Below are 14,520 nucleotides of genomic sequence, written 5' to 3' on the forward strand. Positions count from 1 at the left end.
CGCCCCACGCCATGGGCCCGGTTTACCGGTCCGGCCCCGCCCATGTGCTCCCTCGGACTTGATGAGACGACCCCATGTCTTCCCTGGCTCATCCCAAGCGTTCGCCCCTGCGCTTGAACCGTTTTGTCTTCTTCAGCTCCTCGGTGTCGATCGGCATCCTCGGGCTGCTCACCGTTCTCTATCCCGAAGGCAGCGAGCACTGGCTGCAATGGGCGCAGGCCGAGGTGTCGGCCGCGTTCGGCTGGTGGTACATGCTGCTGATCGTGCTGTGCCTGGGCTTCGTGCTGTGGCTGGCGTTCTCGCCGTATGGCCGCATCCGCCTGGGTCACAACGAGGAATCGCCGGCCTTCGGCTACGTCGCCTGGGTCTCGATGCTGTTCTCGGCCGGCATCGGCATCGCGCTGCTGTACTACGGCGCCTACGAGCCGCTGGACCACTTCCTGCATCCGCCCGGGCAACCCGGCGGCACCGTGGCCGCCGGCCGCGAGGCGATGGTGCTGACCTTCCTGCACTGGGGCCTGCACGGCTGGGCGCTGTATGCGCTGGTCGGCGTGGCACTGGGCTATTTCGCCTACCGCCGTGACCTGCCGCTGGCGCTGCGCTCGGCGCTGTACCCGATCTTCGGTGAGCGCATCCATGGCCGCATCGGCGACATGGTCGATGGCTTCGGCATCCTCGCCACGCTGATCTCGATGGTCACCAACCTCGGCATCGGCGCGCTGGTGGTGCAGTCCGGCCTGGTCTACCTGTTCCACATCCCGGATACGCCGCAGGTGCTGGTGGCGATCGTGCTGGTGATGATGGTGGTGGCCACCATCGGCGTGGTCGCCGGTGTGGAGAAGGGCATTGCCTGGTTGTCCAACCTCAACGTGCGCCTGCTGTGCGGCCTGCTGCTGTTCGTGCTGGTCACCGGCCCGACCCTGCACCTGTTCGATGGCCTGATCCAGAACACCGGCGATTACCTCGGTGCGTTCGTGCGCAAGAGTTTCGACATGTACCTCAACGACCGGAAGGGTCGTGAGTGGATGGGCTCGTGGACGCTGTTCTACTGGGCCTGGTGGATCGCCTGGGCGCCGTTCGTCGGCCTTTTCGTGGCGCGCATCTCGCGGGGCCGCACCATCCGCGAAGTGATCATGGGCGTGCTGCTGATCCCGCTCGGCTTCACCCTGGCGTGGCTGTCGATCTTCGGCAACACCGCCATCGACCTGGTGCTCAACCATGGCCAGGCGATCCTGGGTGACGTGGCCCAGCACGATGCGGCGATGACGCTGTTCAAGCTGCTGGAATACCTGCCCGCCGCGCCGTACGTGGCCGGTGCCGCGGTGGTGATCGGCTTCGTGCTGTTCCTGACCCCGGTCGATTCGGGCACGCTGATGATCGCCAACCTGTGTACCCGTCGCGTTGACGATGGGGTGGAAGATGGCCATGACGCGCCGATCTGGCTGCGCGTGTTCTGGGCCGTCGGCATCACCGTAGCCAGCGTCGGGCTGCTGCTGGCCGGCAATTTCAGCGCAATGCAGACGGCGGTGGTGCTGTGCGGCCTGCCGTTCTCGTTCACCCTGGCGTTCTACATGTGGGGCCTGCTGAAGGCGCTGCGCGCCGACCCGGACGCGCCGCGCCGGTGACCGCGCATCTGGCGCCCATCCCGGTGCCGCCGGAGATGCGGTAGAGCCAGGCCATGCCTGGCTGCAGAGAAACAGGAAGGGCCGGATCCGCGAGGATCCGGCCCTTTTGTTGGGTAGTCGACCAGCAGTCGACTCTACCGAGAGCGGAACGTTACTTGCTGGCCAACTGGCGCAGCACGTACTGCAGCAGGCCACCATGACGGAAGTACTCGACTTCCTTCGGGGTCAGCAGCATCACCGACACCTCGAAGGTCTTCTTCGTGCCGTCGGCCTTGGTCGCGGTGACCGTGGCGCGCTTGCTGGCACCGTCCTGCAGGCCGGTGATGTCGATCACTTCCGAGCCGTCCAGGCCCAGGCTCTGCGCGTTCTCGCCGTTGCGGAACTGCAGCGGCAGCACGCCCATGCCGACCAGGTTGGAGCGGTGGATGCGCTCGAAGCTTTCGGCGATGACTGCCTTCACCCCCAGCAGCAGGGTGCCCTTGGCAGCCCAGTCACGCGACGAACCGGTACCGTATTCCTTGCCGGCCAGCACCACCAGCGGCACCTTGTCGGCCTTGTACTTCATGGCCGCATCGTAGATCGCCAGCTTTTCCGGCTGGCCGCCACCGGCCGGGTAGTACAGGGTGTTGCCGCCTTCCTCGCCACCGAACATCAGGTTCTTGATGCGGATGTTGGCGAAGGTGCCGCGGACCATCACGTCATCGTTGCCGCGGCGGCTGCCGTAGCTGTTGAAGTCGGCCGGCTGCACGCCGCGCTCCTGCAGGAAGCGGCCTGCCGGCGAGTCCTTCTTGATGTTGCCGGCCGGGGAGATGTGGTCGGTGGTGATCGAATCGCCGAACAGGCCCATCACGCGCGCGCCGTGCACGTCGTTGATGCTGCCGGTCTGCATGGTCATGCCATCGAAGTAGGGCGGGTTCTTGATGTAGGTGGAGGCATCGCTCCACGCGTACAGGTTGCCGTCCGGCGAGGCGATGGTGTTCCAGCGGGTATCACCCTTGAACACGTCGGCGTAGTTCTGCTTGAACATCTCCGGCCCGATGGTGGCGGCGATGACGTCGCCGATTTCCTTGTTGCTCGGCCAGATGTCGCGCAGGAACACTGGCTGGCCATCGCTGCCGGTACCCAGCGGCTGGGTGGTCAGGTCGATGTCGGTGGTGCCGGCGATGGCGTAGGCCACCACCAGCGGCGGGCTGGCCAGGTAGTTCATCTTCACTTCGGGGTGCACGCGGCCCTCGAAGTTGCGATTGCCCGACAGCACCGAGGTGACCACCAGGTCGCCGGTGGCGATGCCGGCGCTGACTTCGGTCGGCAGCGGGCCGGAGTTGCCGATGCAGGTGGTGCAGCCGTAGCCGACCACGTAGAAGCCGATCTTTTCCAGCTCCTTCAGTACGCCGGCCTTTTCCAGGTAATCGGTGACCACCCGCGAGCCCGGCCCGAGCGAGGTCTTCACCCACGGCTGGCGGTTCAGGCCCTTGGCGGCCGCATTGCGGGCCAGCAGGCCGGCGCCGATCATCACCGCCGGGTTGGAGGTATTGGTGCACGAAGTGATGGCAGCGATGACCACCGCGCCGTCCTTCAGGCGGACCTTGCGGCCTTCGATCTCGATGTCGGCGAAGCCCTTGGCCAGCTGCTCGTTGCCGACCGCGGCGCCGCCGCCTTCGTTGACGAACGAGGAGACGTCGTCGCTGCGCTTGTCACGGTTGGCGGTCATGCCGACCAGGGCTTCACGGTAGTTCTTCTGCACGTCTTCCAGCAGCACGCGGTCCTGCGGGCGCTTCGGGCCGGCCAGCGACGGCTTCACCGTGCCCATGTCCAGTTCCAGCGTGGTGCTGTACTGGGCGTGCGGGCTGCCTGGCTCGTGCCACAGGCCCTGCGCCTTGGCGTAGGCCTCGACCAGGTTGATCTGCTCTTCGCTGCGGCCGGACAGGCGCAGGTAGTTCAGCGACTCGGCGTCGATCGGGAAGATGCCACAGGTGGCGCCGTATTCCGGGGCCATATTGCCGATGGTGGCGCGGTCGGCCAGCGGCAGGTGCTGCAGTCCGTCACCGTAGAACTCGACGAACTTGCCGACCACGCCCAGCTTGCGCAGCATCTGGGTGACGGTCAGCACCAGGTCGGTGGCGGTGGCACCCTCGGGCAGCTTGCCGGTCAGCTTGAAGCCGACCACCTGCGGGATCAGCATCGACGATGGCTGGCCGAGCATGGCGGCCTCCGCTTCGATGCCGCCAACGCCCCAGCCCAGCACGCCGATGCCGTTGATCATCGTGGTGTGGCTGTCGGTACCGAACACGGTATCGGGGTAGGCCACGGCTTTGCCATCCTTCTCCGCGGTCATCACCACGCGGGCGAGGTTTTCCAGGTTCACCTGGTGGACGATGCCGGTGTTCGGCGGCACCACCTTGAAGTTGTCGAAGGCCTTCTGGCCCCAGCGCAGGAAGCCGTAGCGTTCCTGGTTGCGCTGGAATTCGATCTTGCCGTTGAGGTCCAGTGCGTCCGGCTTGCCGAACACATCGACCTGCACCGAGTGGTCGATGACCAGCTCGGAAGGAATCTGCGGGTTGATCTGCTCCGGCGAGCCGCCGAGCTTGACCACCGCATCGCGCATCGCGGCCAGGTCGACCACGCAGGGTACGCCGGTGAAGTCCTGCAGGACCACGCGCGCCGGCATGAAGGCGATCTCGGTGTCCGGTTCTGCCGCCGGATTCCAGCGGGCCACGGCTTCGATGTGGTCCTTGCCGACGGTGATGCCGCCGTCCTCGTGCCGGAGCAGGTTCTCCAGCAGGATCTTCATCGAGTAGGGCAGGTGGGAGATATCGAAGCGCTGGCCCAGCGTGGGCAGGCTGAAGTAGTCGTAGGTCTTGCCGCCGACGTTCAGCTGGCTGCGGGTGGAGAACGAATCGCTCATGCGGGGTAACTCCTTCTTGCGGATGGCTTGCTCTGGCCCGTGCGTGCAGGGGCCTGCTTGCGGTCGCCGGTGGCATTCCGGCCCCGGATCCTGCCCAGTATCGGCGATCCAGCGCCCGGCAATGACCCGGCTGGCTTGGAACGCAAGGTTACAGCGGTGTGTGTAGCCTTCGTGTCAGCGCGTGCGGTCGTCGCCCGCTGGCCCGAACGCAGACGGGACGCCCATGGGCGTCCCGTCCGGAAGTGCGTGTCGAGCAGGACTTACTTGCCGTTGGCGGCATCCAGCAGCGGATTGCCGGTCTTGCCAACAGCGTTGCTCTTGGACTTGGCCGTCAGCACACCCTGCTTGTTGAATTCCAGGACGGTCGCTTCCTGGATGTTCTTGCCGAAGGTCTTGATCTTCACGTAGTCGTAGTACCAGACCTGGGTGTCGCCCAGCTGTTCGCGGCGGCCGGGTGCGCCGAACTTCTCACGGACCTGGTCCTGGCTGGTCTTGCCGACTTCCAGGGTGTCCATCTGCTGTTGGGTGATCTCGACGCCGGTGGTGTAGGCGCCGAACGGATTGGCGTGGGCTGCCGTCGTCGAAAGGGCCAGCGGGGCAGCCAGCATCAGGGCAAGGGTCAAGGCGCGCATGGAACATCCTTTTATGGCGGGTAGGTGCGGGCGGCACGCGGTGCGTCCAGCCCGGGGCCGCAGCAGGTCGCTGCGGAGCCAGTCTAACCCCCGGATGCGACCAGCGCAGGATCGCGGTCACGGATTGGGCGGGTTTGTTCCAGATGCTGCGAGTATGTATAATTCATGCATACTTTTTGAGGCGTACCCCCCATGGAAGCCACCGTTGCTGAACGCGGACAGATCACCCTGCCCAAGGCGGTGCGTGATGCCCTCGGCCTGACCAAGGGCACGCTGCTGAAGGTCGAGCTGGACGGCAGCCGCATCATCCTGCGCAAGAGTGTTGACGATGCCATTTCACGGGCGCGCGGCAAGTTCGCGCTGGACGGCTTCGAATCGTCCGACGCGGCGGTGCGCGCGGTGCGTGACGAGGAGTAAGCCGTGATGATCGCCGTCGATTCACCGGTGCTGGTCGAGCTGCTCAGCAATGGTCCGCAGGCCGATGCCGTGGAAGCCATCCTCAGGCAGAGCCTGGTCGGTGGCCGCGTGGTGGTCTGTGGCGCGACGTTGGCCGAAGTCTGCGCATCGCTGCGCGGCGGTGCCGAAGTGCTCGAAGCGCTGGAAGAGATGGGTGTGCATTTCAATCCGATGGAAGCCAAGTCGGCACTGCGCGCCGGCGAGATGCACCGCCGTCATCGCCAGCGCGGCGGCAGCCGCCGCAGCCTGGACGAATTCATGGTCGGCGCCCACGCACTGCTGCAGTGCGACGGCCTGATCACCTGGAACGACACGTTTTACCGCGACTACTTCAAGGGCCTGAAGCTGATCGTGCCGCAAGCCTGAGCCCACTTTGTTATTTCAACCTACGCATTACCCGGGAGTTGTCATGTTGGAAGCCTACCGCCACCACGTCGCCGAGCGCGCTGCGCTTGGCATCCCGCCGCTGCCGCTGAGCGCGCAGCAGACGGCCGATGTCATTGAACTGCTGAAGAACCCGCCGCAGGGCGAGGCCGAGTTCCTGCTCGACCTGCTGACCCACCGCGTGCCGGCCGGCGTCGATGACGCAGCCAAGGTCAAGGCCTCGTACCTGGCCGCGATCGCGCTGGGCAGCGAGCAGAACCCGCTGATCAGCCGCGAGCGCGCCACCGAACTTCTGGGCACCATGCTCGGCGGTTACAACGTTGCGCCGTTGGTGCAGCTGCTTGACGACACCAGCGCCGGCACCATTGCTGCCAATGGCCTGAAGAAGACCCTGCTGGTGTTCGACGCGTTCCACGACGTGCAGGAAAAGGCCAAGGCCGGCAACGCCAACGCCCAGGCCGTGCTGCAGAGCTGGGCCGATGCCGAGTGGTTCACCAGCAACCCGGAAGTGCCGCAGAGCCTGACCGTCACCGTGTTCAAGGTGCCTGGCGAGACCAACACCGACGACCTGTCGCCGGCACCGGATGCGACCACCCGCCCGGACATCCCGATGCACGCCCTGGCGATGCTGAAGAACAAGCGCGACGACGCGCCGTTCACCCCGGAAGAAGACGGCAAGCGCGGCCCGATCCAGCAGATCCTCGACCTGAAGGACAAGGGCCACCTGGTTGCCTATGTCGGCGACGTGGTCGGTACCGGCTCCTCGCGCAAGTCGGCCACCAACAGCGTGCTGTGGTGGACCGGTGATGACATTCCGTTCATCCCGAACAAGCGCGCCGGTGGCGTCTGCCTGGGTTCGAAGATCGCCCCGATCTTCTACAACACCATGGAGGATGCCGGCGCACTGCCGATCGAGCTGGACGTGTCGAAGATGGAGCACGGCGATGTGGTCGAGCTGCGTCCGTACGAAGGCAAGGCGCTGAAGAACGGTGAAGTGATCGCCGAGTTCCAGGTCAAGTCCGAAGTGCTGTTCGACGAAGTGCGTGCCGGTGGCCGCATTCCGCTGATCATCGGCCGTGGCCTGACCGGCAAGGCGCGCGAAGCGCTGGGCCTGGCCCCGACCAACCTGTTCCGCCTGCCGGTGCAGCCGGCCGACACCGGCAAGGGCTTCTCGCTGGCACAGAAGATGGTCGGCCGCGCCTGTGGCCTGCCGGAAGGCCAGGGCATGCGCCCGGGCACCTACTGCGAACCGAAGATGACCTCGGTCGGCTCGCAGGACACCACCGGCCCGATGACCCGTGACGAGCTGAAGGACCTGGCCTGCCTGGGCTTCTCGGCCGACCTGGTGATGCAGTCGTTCTGCCACACCGCCGCCTACCCGAAGCCGGTGGACGTGAAGACCCACCACACCCTGCCGGAGTTCATCTCCACCCGTGGCGGCGTTTCGCTGCGCCCGGGCGACGGCGTGATCCACAGCTGGCTCAACCGCATGCTGCTGCCGGACACCGTGGGTACCGGTGGTGACTCGCACACCCGCTTCCCGGTGGGCATTTCGTTCCCGGCCGGTTCGGGCCTGGTCGCCTTCGCTGCGGCCACCGGCGTGATGCCGCTGGACATGCCGGAGTCGGTGCTGGTGCGCTTCAAGGGCAAGATGCAGCCGGGCGTGACCCTGCGTGACCTGGTCAACGCGATCCCGCTGTACGCGATCAAGTCGGGCCTGCTGACCGTGGCCAAGGCTGGCAAGAAGAACATCTTCTCCGGCCGCATCCTGGAAATCGAAGGCCTGCCGGAGCTGAAGGTCGAACAGGCGTTCGAACTGTCCGACGCCTCGGCCGAGCGTTCGGCGGCCGGTTGCTCGGTGCGCCTGAACAAGGAACCGATCATCGAGTACCTGACCAGCAACATCACGCTGCTGAAGTGGATGATTGCCGAGGGCTACCAGGATCCGCGTTCGCTGCAGCGTCGCATCGAGAAGATGGAGGCGTGGCTGGCCAACCCGCAGCTGCTGGAGCCGGATGCCGACGCCGAGTACGCCGCCGTCATCGAGATCGACCTGGCTGACATCCACGAGCCGATCGTGGCCTGCCCGAACGATCCGGACGACGTGAAGACCCTGTCCGAAGTCGCTGGCGCCAAGATCGACGAAGTGTTCATCGGTTCGTGCATGACCAACATCGGTCACTTCCGTGCCGCTGCCAAGCTGCTGGAAGGCAAGCGTGACCTGCCGACCCGCCTGTGGGTGGCCCCGCCGACCAAGATGGACGCCTCGGAGCTGACCAAGGAAGGCGTGTACGGCACCTTCGGCGCCACCGGCGCCCGCATGGAAATGCCGGGCTGCTCGCTGTGCATGGGCAACCAGGCGCAGATCCGCGAAGGCTCCACCGCGATGTCGACCTCGACCCGCAACTTCCCGAACCGCCTGGGCCGCAACACCAACGTGTACCTGGGTTCGGCCGAACTGGCCGCGATCTGCTCGCGTCTGGGCCGCATCCCGACCAAGGAGGAGTACATGGCGGACATCGGCGTGATCAACGCCAATGGTGCGGAGATCTACCGCTACATGAACTTCGACCAGATCGAGGAATACCAGGACGTGGCCAACACGGTCGCTGCCTGACGCGGTAGTGCCGGCCGCTGGCCGGCACGCCGTTGAAACGAAGAACCCCCGGTGAGAACCGGGGGTTCTTCGTTTGGGGGCGTACCCAGGTTCAGGCCTGGGTAACGGCGGCCGCTTCCTCGGCCACGGCCGGCGTTTCCGCCGGAAGCTCGGCTTCCACCGCAGGCTGCGGCAGAACGCCATGGTCGGGGAACAGGCGGGGCAGCTCAGCCACGAAACGCGCAATGCAGGCCTCGGCGAACTCACGCGACGCCGCCTTGGCCTTCGCATAGTCGTCTGCCTGCCATTCCTGCAGCGGGGCAACCCGTGCTTCGTCCCGGCAGTGCACGCCCTGGCCGCCACTGGCGCTGCGGAACAGCTTGCGCACCACCGGGAAGCCGATGGTTACATCGTGGCGCAGCTCGTAGGGGGTCTCTGCATCGCTGAGCTTCTGGTACACCAGCGACCACTGGCCGGCGCTGGCTTCCACGGTGCGCTCGTCGCTGGGAATGGCGCCGGGATGGGCCGCGAAATAGAGTGCCAGCTGCTCGCGGATCATGCCGGGCAATGCGCCGAAGGCCGGGCTGGGCACAGAGTGGATGTCCTCGCCACGGACGTTGTTCTTGCTGAAGCTGTTGCTGGTGCCGATGTCACCCACGCCAGTGACGAACGCCAGAGCAGACAGGCCGACCTTGGCCGCGGTGACGGCAGCGGTGTCGGCACGCATCACCAGGCGCAGCACGTGATCGCCCACGCGATTGCCGTTGGGGCCTGCACCCAGTCCGGAGGTGACCTTGATGTGCTGCAGGCTGCTGTAGTCGACAGGAGGTGCCACGGCGGCTGTGACATTCCCGATGGCCGGATCGGCCGCGGTGGGGGCGTGCACCGCGTCTGGCGCGGTCGCCGCATCCGTTGCTGGATCGAGCGTTGATCCGCTGGTGACCGCGGAATCCACGGCAGGCGTGGGTGTGGATGCTTCGTCGTTGGCGTAGGCCGACGGCGCCAGCAGCAGGGTGGCCGCGATCGCGGCGGTGAGGCAGGTTGGGCGTAATGCCACGGTAGTACTCCTTGGGGAAACGAAGATGAGGCGCTGTGTGCGCTCTGGTGGTTGATGCCCGGCGAAGGCCGAAGGTAGGGGAGCGATTGCTCAGCGCGGCGCGAATTCCCTGATCGGGAACGCATTGCAATGGGCGATCGCAGCGGCGATGTCGACCGGAGCATCGGCGGCGGCACTGCGGCGCCTGTTCACCGTGGCCGCCTCTTCCCACAGGCTGGGCAATACCTGCGGTGCGTCCAGTACGCGTTCGCGCACGGCATCGTGAAGGGCGCTGCTGTAATCGGTAGCCGGTACCACCACGCACAGGCGTGTGCCGGGATTGCTGCTGGCCTGCTGCAGCATCTTCCGCAGTGCCTCGGTGCTGCCCGCGTCGTCGGTCAACCGTTCCGGTGCGCCGCCCTGACGGGCATCCTGGATCTGCAGCTGGCCTGGGCTGAACAGCAGGACCTGCATGTCCTGCCGCGGTTCAATGCGGACCGGCGCACGCGTGCCCTCACAGCTGCTGGGGGTCCTGCGTGCGACCTGTGGCGTCGTGCTGCCATCGGCGTGTACCTGGCGCAGATGCAGGCGGCACATCTTGTCGGCCACTTCCATTTCCACTTCGTAGTCCTGCCCGGGCCTGGCCACGAACTGACCCGACAACTGCCCGTCGCAGTACATGCGGCTTGATGCGTCGAAGCGCGCTTCGACGATCAGCGGCTTGCCGCCGGCGACTTCGTACTCCTGGTAGCTGAGCATGGAGAACCGCTCGTTCTCCTTGCTGCGCAGGGTTTCCGTGGCGGGGATGCCGAGCACGCCCTTGTCACCGGCGTTGTTGTACTTGACGTCGATCCTGTCGCGGTAGTCCTCGCGGCAGGCGGCGTCGGTGTACAGGGTGGTGGTCCGCCCCAGGCTGGCATAGATGCGCACCCGTGCCGGCGGCACGGCACCGCCTGCGTAGGCCGTGAGATCTTCAGCAGCAAGCGGGCGAGGGTACATCGCCGGAATTCGCTTGATGAGCTGCTCGGTGCACTTCATCGTGATCACCTGGGCGGCAATCTTGAGTCTGGCGTAGTCATTGGCCTGCCACTCGCCCAGGGTCGCCCGGTCGTCGCTGTCACTGCATCTGATGAATTCAGCCAGGGTGCCATCGGCACGGCGTTGCTCGATGGTGCTGACGTGGTTGAGGCGGTAAAGGGGATCCTTCCGCGTGTTGCCCTGGTGCACCAGCGCCCAGGTGTCTGCACTGAAACGCAGGGTGCTGCTCTGGTTGGGCAGCGCGTCGGGCGCATAGCTGAAGTAGCCACCCACCAGCGCCCTGGCTACGTTGGGCATCAGCGTGATGGCGGGGCTGGCCTGGCTCTCGACGATGCTGCCGGGCAGGGTGTTGCGCCGGAAGTAGTCCGGCTCATTGCCGCTGAAGAGCAGTGCGAGCCCCTTTGGCGTGAGCGACTCGCTGTCATCGGGGGTGACGATGCGCAACGCCACGTCGGGTGCGTGGAGGCGCTTCGATGCGGTATCCGGACCACTCTGGATCTGAACGCGATCGGTCCAGACGGTGCCCTTCGCGACGGGGGCGGGGGGAAGGCCCGCGGTGGCCTGCGGCGGTGCCGGCACGCCGGCAGCGGTAGCTGCCAGCGGAGCCAGCAGAGCGGCCGCCAGCAGTGACGGTTGGTAACGGAAGAGACGCAGGGCCATGGTCAAACTCCTTGGAAAACACGACAGCCGTGCCGGCCCTTCCGGGGCCGGCATCTGAAAGGGGGAATCAGGCGGTGCGATGCCGCGGACGATCAGCCGCGGGCGAGCGCCAACAGTCGTTCGGCGATCCGTTCCAATGGCACCTGTTCTTCGGCCGCTCCCAGTTTGAAGGCAGCACCGGGCATGCCCCAGACCACGCTGGTGGCTTCATCCTGGACCAGCGTCGGCGCGCCGGCCTGGCGCATTTCCAGCAGGCCGCGCGCGCCATCGTCACCCATGCCGGTGAGGATGGCGCCGATGGCGTTGCCGCCCGCGCTCTGCGCGACCGAACGGAACAGCACGTCCACCGCGGGCTTGTGGCGGTTCACTGCAGGGCCATCATCGACGCGGCAGCGCCAGCGCGCACCGTCGCGGATGATCCGCAGGTGCTTGCCGCCCGGTGGCAGGTAGGCATGGCCAGGCAGCACTGCCTCGCCGTCGCTGGCCTCACGCACGGCCATCGCGGAATGCCGGTCCAGGCGTTCGGCGAAGGCGCTGCTGAAGCTGGCGGGCAGGTGCTGGGTCATCACCACGGCAGGCGCATCGGCCGGCATGCCTTCCAGCACCACGCGCAGCGCCTCGGTGCCGCCGGCCGAAGAACCAATCGCGATCAGGCGGTCGGTGGTGCGGAACTGCGGTGCAGCCGGGCGCATTGCAGGAGCTGCTTCCAGCAGGAGTTTCGGAGCGGCAGCACGCACCAGCGGGCGCACCCGCGAGCGCGCCGCCATCTTCACCTTGGCGATGATCTCGTCGGCGTAGCCCTGCAGGCCGCGTGCGACGTCCAGCTTGGGCTTGGAGACGAAGTCCACGGCGCCCAGTGCCAGTGCCTGCAGCGTGGTATCGGCGCCGCGCTCGGTCAACGAGGAAATCATCACCACAGGCAGTGGGTGCAGCCGCATCAGGTTTTCCAGGAAGGCGAGGCCGTCCATGCGTGGCATTTCCACGTCCAGCGTGATCACGTCCGGGGCCAGGCGCTTGATCTTCTCGCGCGCCAGCAGCGGGTCGGCAGCGGTGCCGACCACGTCGATGGCCGGATCGCTGGACAGGATTTCCGTGAGCATCTGGCGCACGACGGCGGAGTCGTCGACGATCAGGACCCGGCAGGGGGCGTTGCCGGTCAGGGTCATTCGAACAACTCCACGCCACCGGTGACCGGGGCCTTGGACAGGCGCGCACGCACTGCCGATTCGGTGGCAGCCACTTCGGCTTCGTGGGCATGCGGCAGGCGCTGCACCACCACCCGGCCGGTGTCGGCGAAGAACCAGATCTTGCGCGGATGGATGCCGCACAGGTCCTCGGCGATGATCGGAATATGCTCGGCCTGCAGGTACTGGCGCACGAACTCGGCATTACGGGTGCCGACCGGATTGCTGGTGAAGCCCTTCAGTACGTTGGCGCCGCCGAACACCTTGGCCTCGATGCGCTTGCGGTGCGCGCCGCGCTTGAGCATGTCGTTGATCAGCAGCTCCATCGCATAGCTGCCGTAGCGTGCGGGCGCGCCGTCGCCAGCGTTGCCCTCCGGCAGCAGGAAGTGGTTCATGCCGCCGATCTTCAGCACCGGGTCGCGCAGGCAGGCGGCCACGCACGAACCCAGGGTGGTGGTCAGCGCGGTGGTGTCATCGACCACCAGGTACTGGGTGGGCAGCAGCTTGGCGGCAAGGGTCTGGAAGCGTGCATCCTGGTAGCGCATCACGTCGTCGGTACGCAGTGAGGCGTTCATGCGCCGGCCTTTGCCGCGCGGCGGTACAGGGTGCGCCCGCAGGGCTGGATCAGGTCGGCGGCGTGCAGGTAGTTCTCCGAGTGTCCGGTGTAGAGCAGGCCATCGTCGGCCAGGTGCTGCACCAGGCGGCCGAGGATGGCGCGCTGGGTCGGCTTGTCGAAGTAGATCATCACATTGCGGCAGAACAGCGCGTCGAACGGGCCGCCGACGTCGTAGCGCGGGGCGAGCAGGTTCAGTGGACGGAACTCGATCAGCTCGCGCAGCGCCGGCAGCACGCGGCACTGGCCCTCGTTGGGACCGCTGCCACGCTGGAAGTAGCGGCGGCGCAGGTCCGGGTCGAGATTGGCGACACGGTCGATGTTGTAGACGCCGCGGCCGGCGGTGGCCAGTACCTGGGTATCGACGTCGGTAGCGATGATGCGCACCGGCGGCTTCAGCGTACCGAAGGCCTCGCAGGCGGTGATCGCCATCGAATAGGGTTCCTCACCGGTGGACGCCGCGCACGACCACAGCAGCAGCGGCGAACGGCTGGAACGCTGCTGCAGTTCTTCGCGCAGCTTGTCGAAGTGGTGCGGCTCGCGGAAGAACGAGGTCAGGTTGGTGGTCAGTGCGTTGGTGAACGACTGCCACTCGTCACCGTCTTCCTGCTCAAGATGGTCCAGGTACTGCTGGAAGCTGCGCATGCCCAGCGTGCGCAGGCGGCGCGACAGGCGGCCATAGACCATGTCGCGCTTGGCCGGTGCGAGGGCGATGCCCACGCGCTGGTAGATCAGGTCGCAGACGCGGCGGAAATCACGGTCGGCGAACTCGAACTCGCGCGGGCCGGTGACGATGGGAGTAGGACTTTGCACGGGGGACGTGTCCATCGGCAGAGGCGGCGGCCGAAGCCGCCGCGGGTGGGTCTCAGAATTCCTGCCAGTCGCTGTCGCTGGCGGCGAAGGTGCTGGCGTTGCTGCTGCGACGTACCGGCGTGGGCGTGCTGGTCGGCTGCGGACGTGCCACGGGGGTGATGCGCGCCGGTTCCACGCGTTCGGCGACAGCCTTCACCGCGGCCGAGACCTGGTTGTCGAGGCGGAAGATCGCCACGGCGTCGGCCAGCTGCGCGGCCTGGTCTTCCATCGCACGTGCGGCGGCAGTGGCTTCTTCCACCAGCGCGGCGTTCTGCTGGGTGGTCTCGTCCATCTGCACCACGGTCTGGTTGACCTGCTCGATGCCGGCCGACTGTTCCTGCGAAGCGGCGGAGATCTCGGCCATGATGTCGGTCACGCGCTGCACCGAGGCGACGATTTCGCCCATGGTGCTGCCGGCCTGGTGCACCAGGCTGGAGCCTTCGGCGACCTTGCCGACCGAATCATCGATCAGGCCCTTGATCTCCTTGGCCGCCGCAGCCGAACGCTGGGCGAGGGTACGCACTTCGCTGGCGACCACG

General features: G+C 66.5%; 12 protein-coding genes. 4 read left to right on the top strand and 8 right to left on the bottom strand.

Features of this window, described 5'->3' with window-relative positions:
- Positions 1–74: 74 nt before the first annotated feature.
- On the top strand, positions 75–1,625 hold the full coding sequence (locus AC5P6S_RS18900) for a BCCT family transporter (protein WP_111198189.1): 1,551 nt from the start codon (positions 75–77) through the stop codon (positions 1,623–1,625).
- A gap of 151 nt (positions 1,626–1,776) precedes the next feature.
- Here the strand turns inward: AC5P6S_RS18900 and acnA are convergent, their stop codons facing one another.
- Both acnA and bamE read right to left on the bottom strand, forming a co-directional pair.
- Positions 1,777–4,530: an aconitate hydratase AcnA gene (acnA, locus tag AC5P6S_RS18905; RefSeq protein ID WP_088431980.1), complete on the bottom strand. Its 2,754-nt coding sequence runs from the start codon at positions 4,528–4,530 to the stop codon at positions 1,777–1,779.
- A gap of 260 nt (positions 4,531–4,790) precedes the next feature.
- The gene (bamE, locus tag AC5P6S_RS18910) at positions 4,791–5,162 is read right to left on the bottom strand and encodes an outer membrane protein assembly factor BamE domain-containing protein (RefSeq protein ID WP_005409504.1); all 372 of its coding nucleotides are present in this window, start codon (positions 5,160–5,162) and stop codon (positions 4,791–4,793) included.
- Positions 5,163–5,354: 192 nt separating this feature from the next.
- Between bamE and AC5P6S_RS18915 the strand changes: the two genes are divergently transcribed.
- From AC5P6S_RS18915 to acnB, 3 genes are read left to right on the top strand one after another with little or no spacing between them, the layout of a single operon-like run.
- Positions 5,355–5,579, top strand: a complete 225-nt coding sequence (locus AC5P6S_RS18915; RefSeq protein ID WP_005409505.1) for an AbrB/MazE/SpoVT family DNA-binding domain-containing protein — start codon at positions 5,355–5,357, stop codon at positions 5,577–5,579.
- Positions 5,580–5,585: 6 nt separating this feature from the next.
- Positions 5,586–5,984 (top strand): type II toxin-antitoxin system VapC family toxin, encoded by a 399-nt coding sequence (locus AC5P6S_RS18920; protein WP_005409506.1) that lies wholly within the window; start codon positions 5,586–5,588, stop codon positions 5,982–5,984.
- 43 nt (positions 5,985–6,027) lie between these two features.
- The gene (acnB, locus tag AC5P6S_RS18925; RefSeq protein WP_012480087.1) at positions 6,028–8,619 is read left to right on the top strand and encodes a bifunctional aconitate hydratase 2/2-methylisocitrate dehydratase; all 2,592 of its coding nucleotides are present in this window, start codon (positions 6,028–6,030) and stop codon (positions 8,617–8,619) included.
- 91 nt (positions 8,620–8,710) lie between these two features.
- Here acnB and AC5P6S_RS18930 read toward each other — a convergent pair whose 3' ends face one another.
- From AC5P6S_RS18930 to AC5P6S_RS18955, 6 genes are all read right to left on the bottom strand, one after another.
- Positions 8,711–9,655 carry a hypothetical protein gene (locus AC5P6S_RS18930; protein WP_049460683.1) on the bottom strand — a complete coding sequence of 315 codons (945 nt, stop codon included), beginning with the start codon at positions 9,653–9,655 and terminating at the stop codon, positions 8,711–8,713.
- A gap of 90 nt (positions 9,656–9,745) precedes the next feature.
- On the bottom strand, positions 9,746–11,332 hold the full coding sequence (locus tag AC5P6S_RS18935; protein ID WP_044570055.1) for a hypothetical protein: 1,587 nt from the start codon (positions 11,330–11,332) through the stop codon (positions 9,746–9,748).
- Positions 11,333–11,424: 92 nt separating this feature from the next.
- Positions 11,425–12,498 (bottom strand): protein-glutamate methylesterase/protein-glutamine glutaminase, encoded by a 1,074-nt coding sequence (locus AC5P6S_RS18940; protein ID WP_005409510.1) that lies wholly within the window; start codon positions 12,496–12,498, stop codon positions 11,425–11,427.
- The gene (gene cheD, locus AC5P6S_RS18945; RefSeq protein ID WP_005409511.1) at positions 12,495–13,091 is read right to left on the bottom strand and encodes a chemoreceptor glutamine deamidase CheD; all 597 of its coding nucleotides are present in this window, start codon (positions 13,089–13,091) and stop codon (positions 12,495–12,497) included. The genes AC5P6S_RS18940 and cheD overlap by 4 nt, the downstream gene beginning before the upstream one ends.
- Positions 13,088–13,957 (bottom strand): CheR family methyltransferase, encoded by an 870-nt coding sequence (locus AC5P6S_RS18950; protein WP_012480090.1) that lies wholly within the window; start codon positions 13,955–13,957, stop codon positions 13,088–13,090. Before AC5P6S_RS18950 ends, cheD begins: the two co-directional genes overlap by 4 nt.
- A 37-nt stretch (positions 13,958–13,994) precedes the next feature.
- Positions 13,995–14,520, bottom strand: a 526-nt coding sequence (locus tag AC5P6S_RS18955; protein WP_495204722.1) for a methyl-accepting chemotaxis protein, incomplete at its 5' end; no start/stop codon positions are given.

This window comes from Stenotrophomonas sp. YJH_SMC_119 (assembly GCF_059368315.1).

What these genes read in the sequence shown, in the direction of transcription:
- AC5P6S_RS18900 (WP_111198189.1), top strand. Translation starts at nt 75, where the DNA reads ATGTCTTCCCTGGCTCATCCCAAGCGTTCGCCCCTGCGCTTGAACCGT.
- acnA (WP_088431980.1), bottom strand. Translation starts at nt 4,530, where the DNA reads ATGAGCGATTCGTTCTCCACCCGCAGCCAGCTGAACGTCGGCGGCAAG.
- bamE (WP_005409504.1), bottom strand. Translation starts at nt 5,162, where the DNA reads ATGCGCGCCTTGACCCTTGCCCTGATGCTGGCTGCCCCGCTGGCCCTT.
- AC5P6S_RS18915 (WP_005409505.1), top strand. Translation starts at nt 5,355, where the DNA reads ATGGAAGCCACCGTTGCTGAACGCGGACAGATCACCCTGCCCAAGGCG.
- AC5P6S_RS18920 (WP_005409506.1), top strand. Translation starts at nt 5,586, where the DNA reads ATGATCGCCGTCGATTCACCGGTGCTGGTCGAGCTGCTCAGCAATGGT.
- acnB (WP_012480087.1), top strand. Translation starts at nt 6,028, where the DNA reads ATGTTGGAAGCCTACCGCCACCACGTCGCCGAGCGCGCTGCGCTTGGC.
- AC5P6S_RS18935 (WP_044570055.1), bottom strand. Translation starts at nt 11,332, where the DNA reads ATGGCCCTGCGTCTCTTCCGTTACCAACCGTCACTGCTGGCGGCCGCT.
- AC5P6S_RS18940 (WP_005409510.1), bottom strand. Translation starts at nt 12,498, where the DNA reads ATGACCCTGACCGGCAACGCCCCCTGCCGGGTCCTGATCGTCGACGAC.
- cheD (WP_005409511.1), bottom strand. Translation starts at nt 13,091, where the DNA reads ATGAACGCCTCACTGCGTACCGACGACGTGATGCGCTACCAGGATGCA.
- AC5P6S_RS18950 (WP_012480090.1), bottom strand. Translation starts at nt 13,957, where the DNA reads ATGGACACGTCCCCCGTGCAAAGTCCTACTCCCATCGTCACCGGCCCG.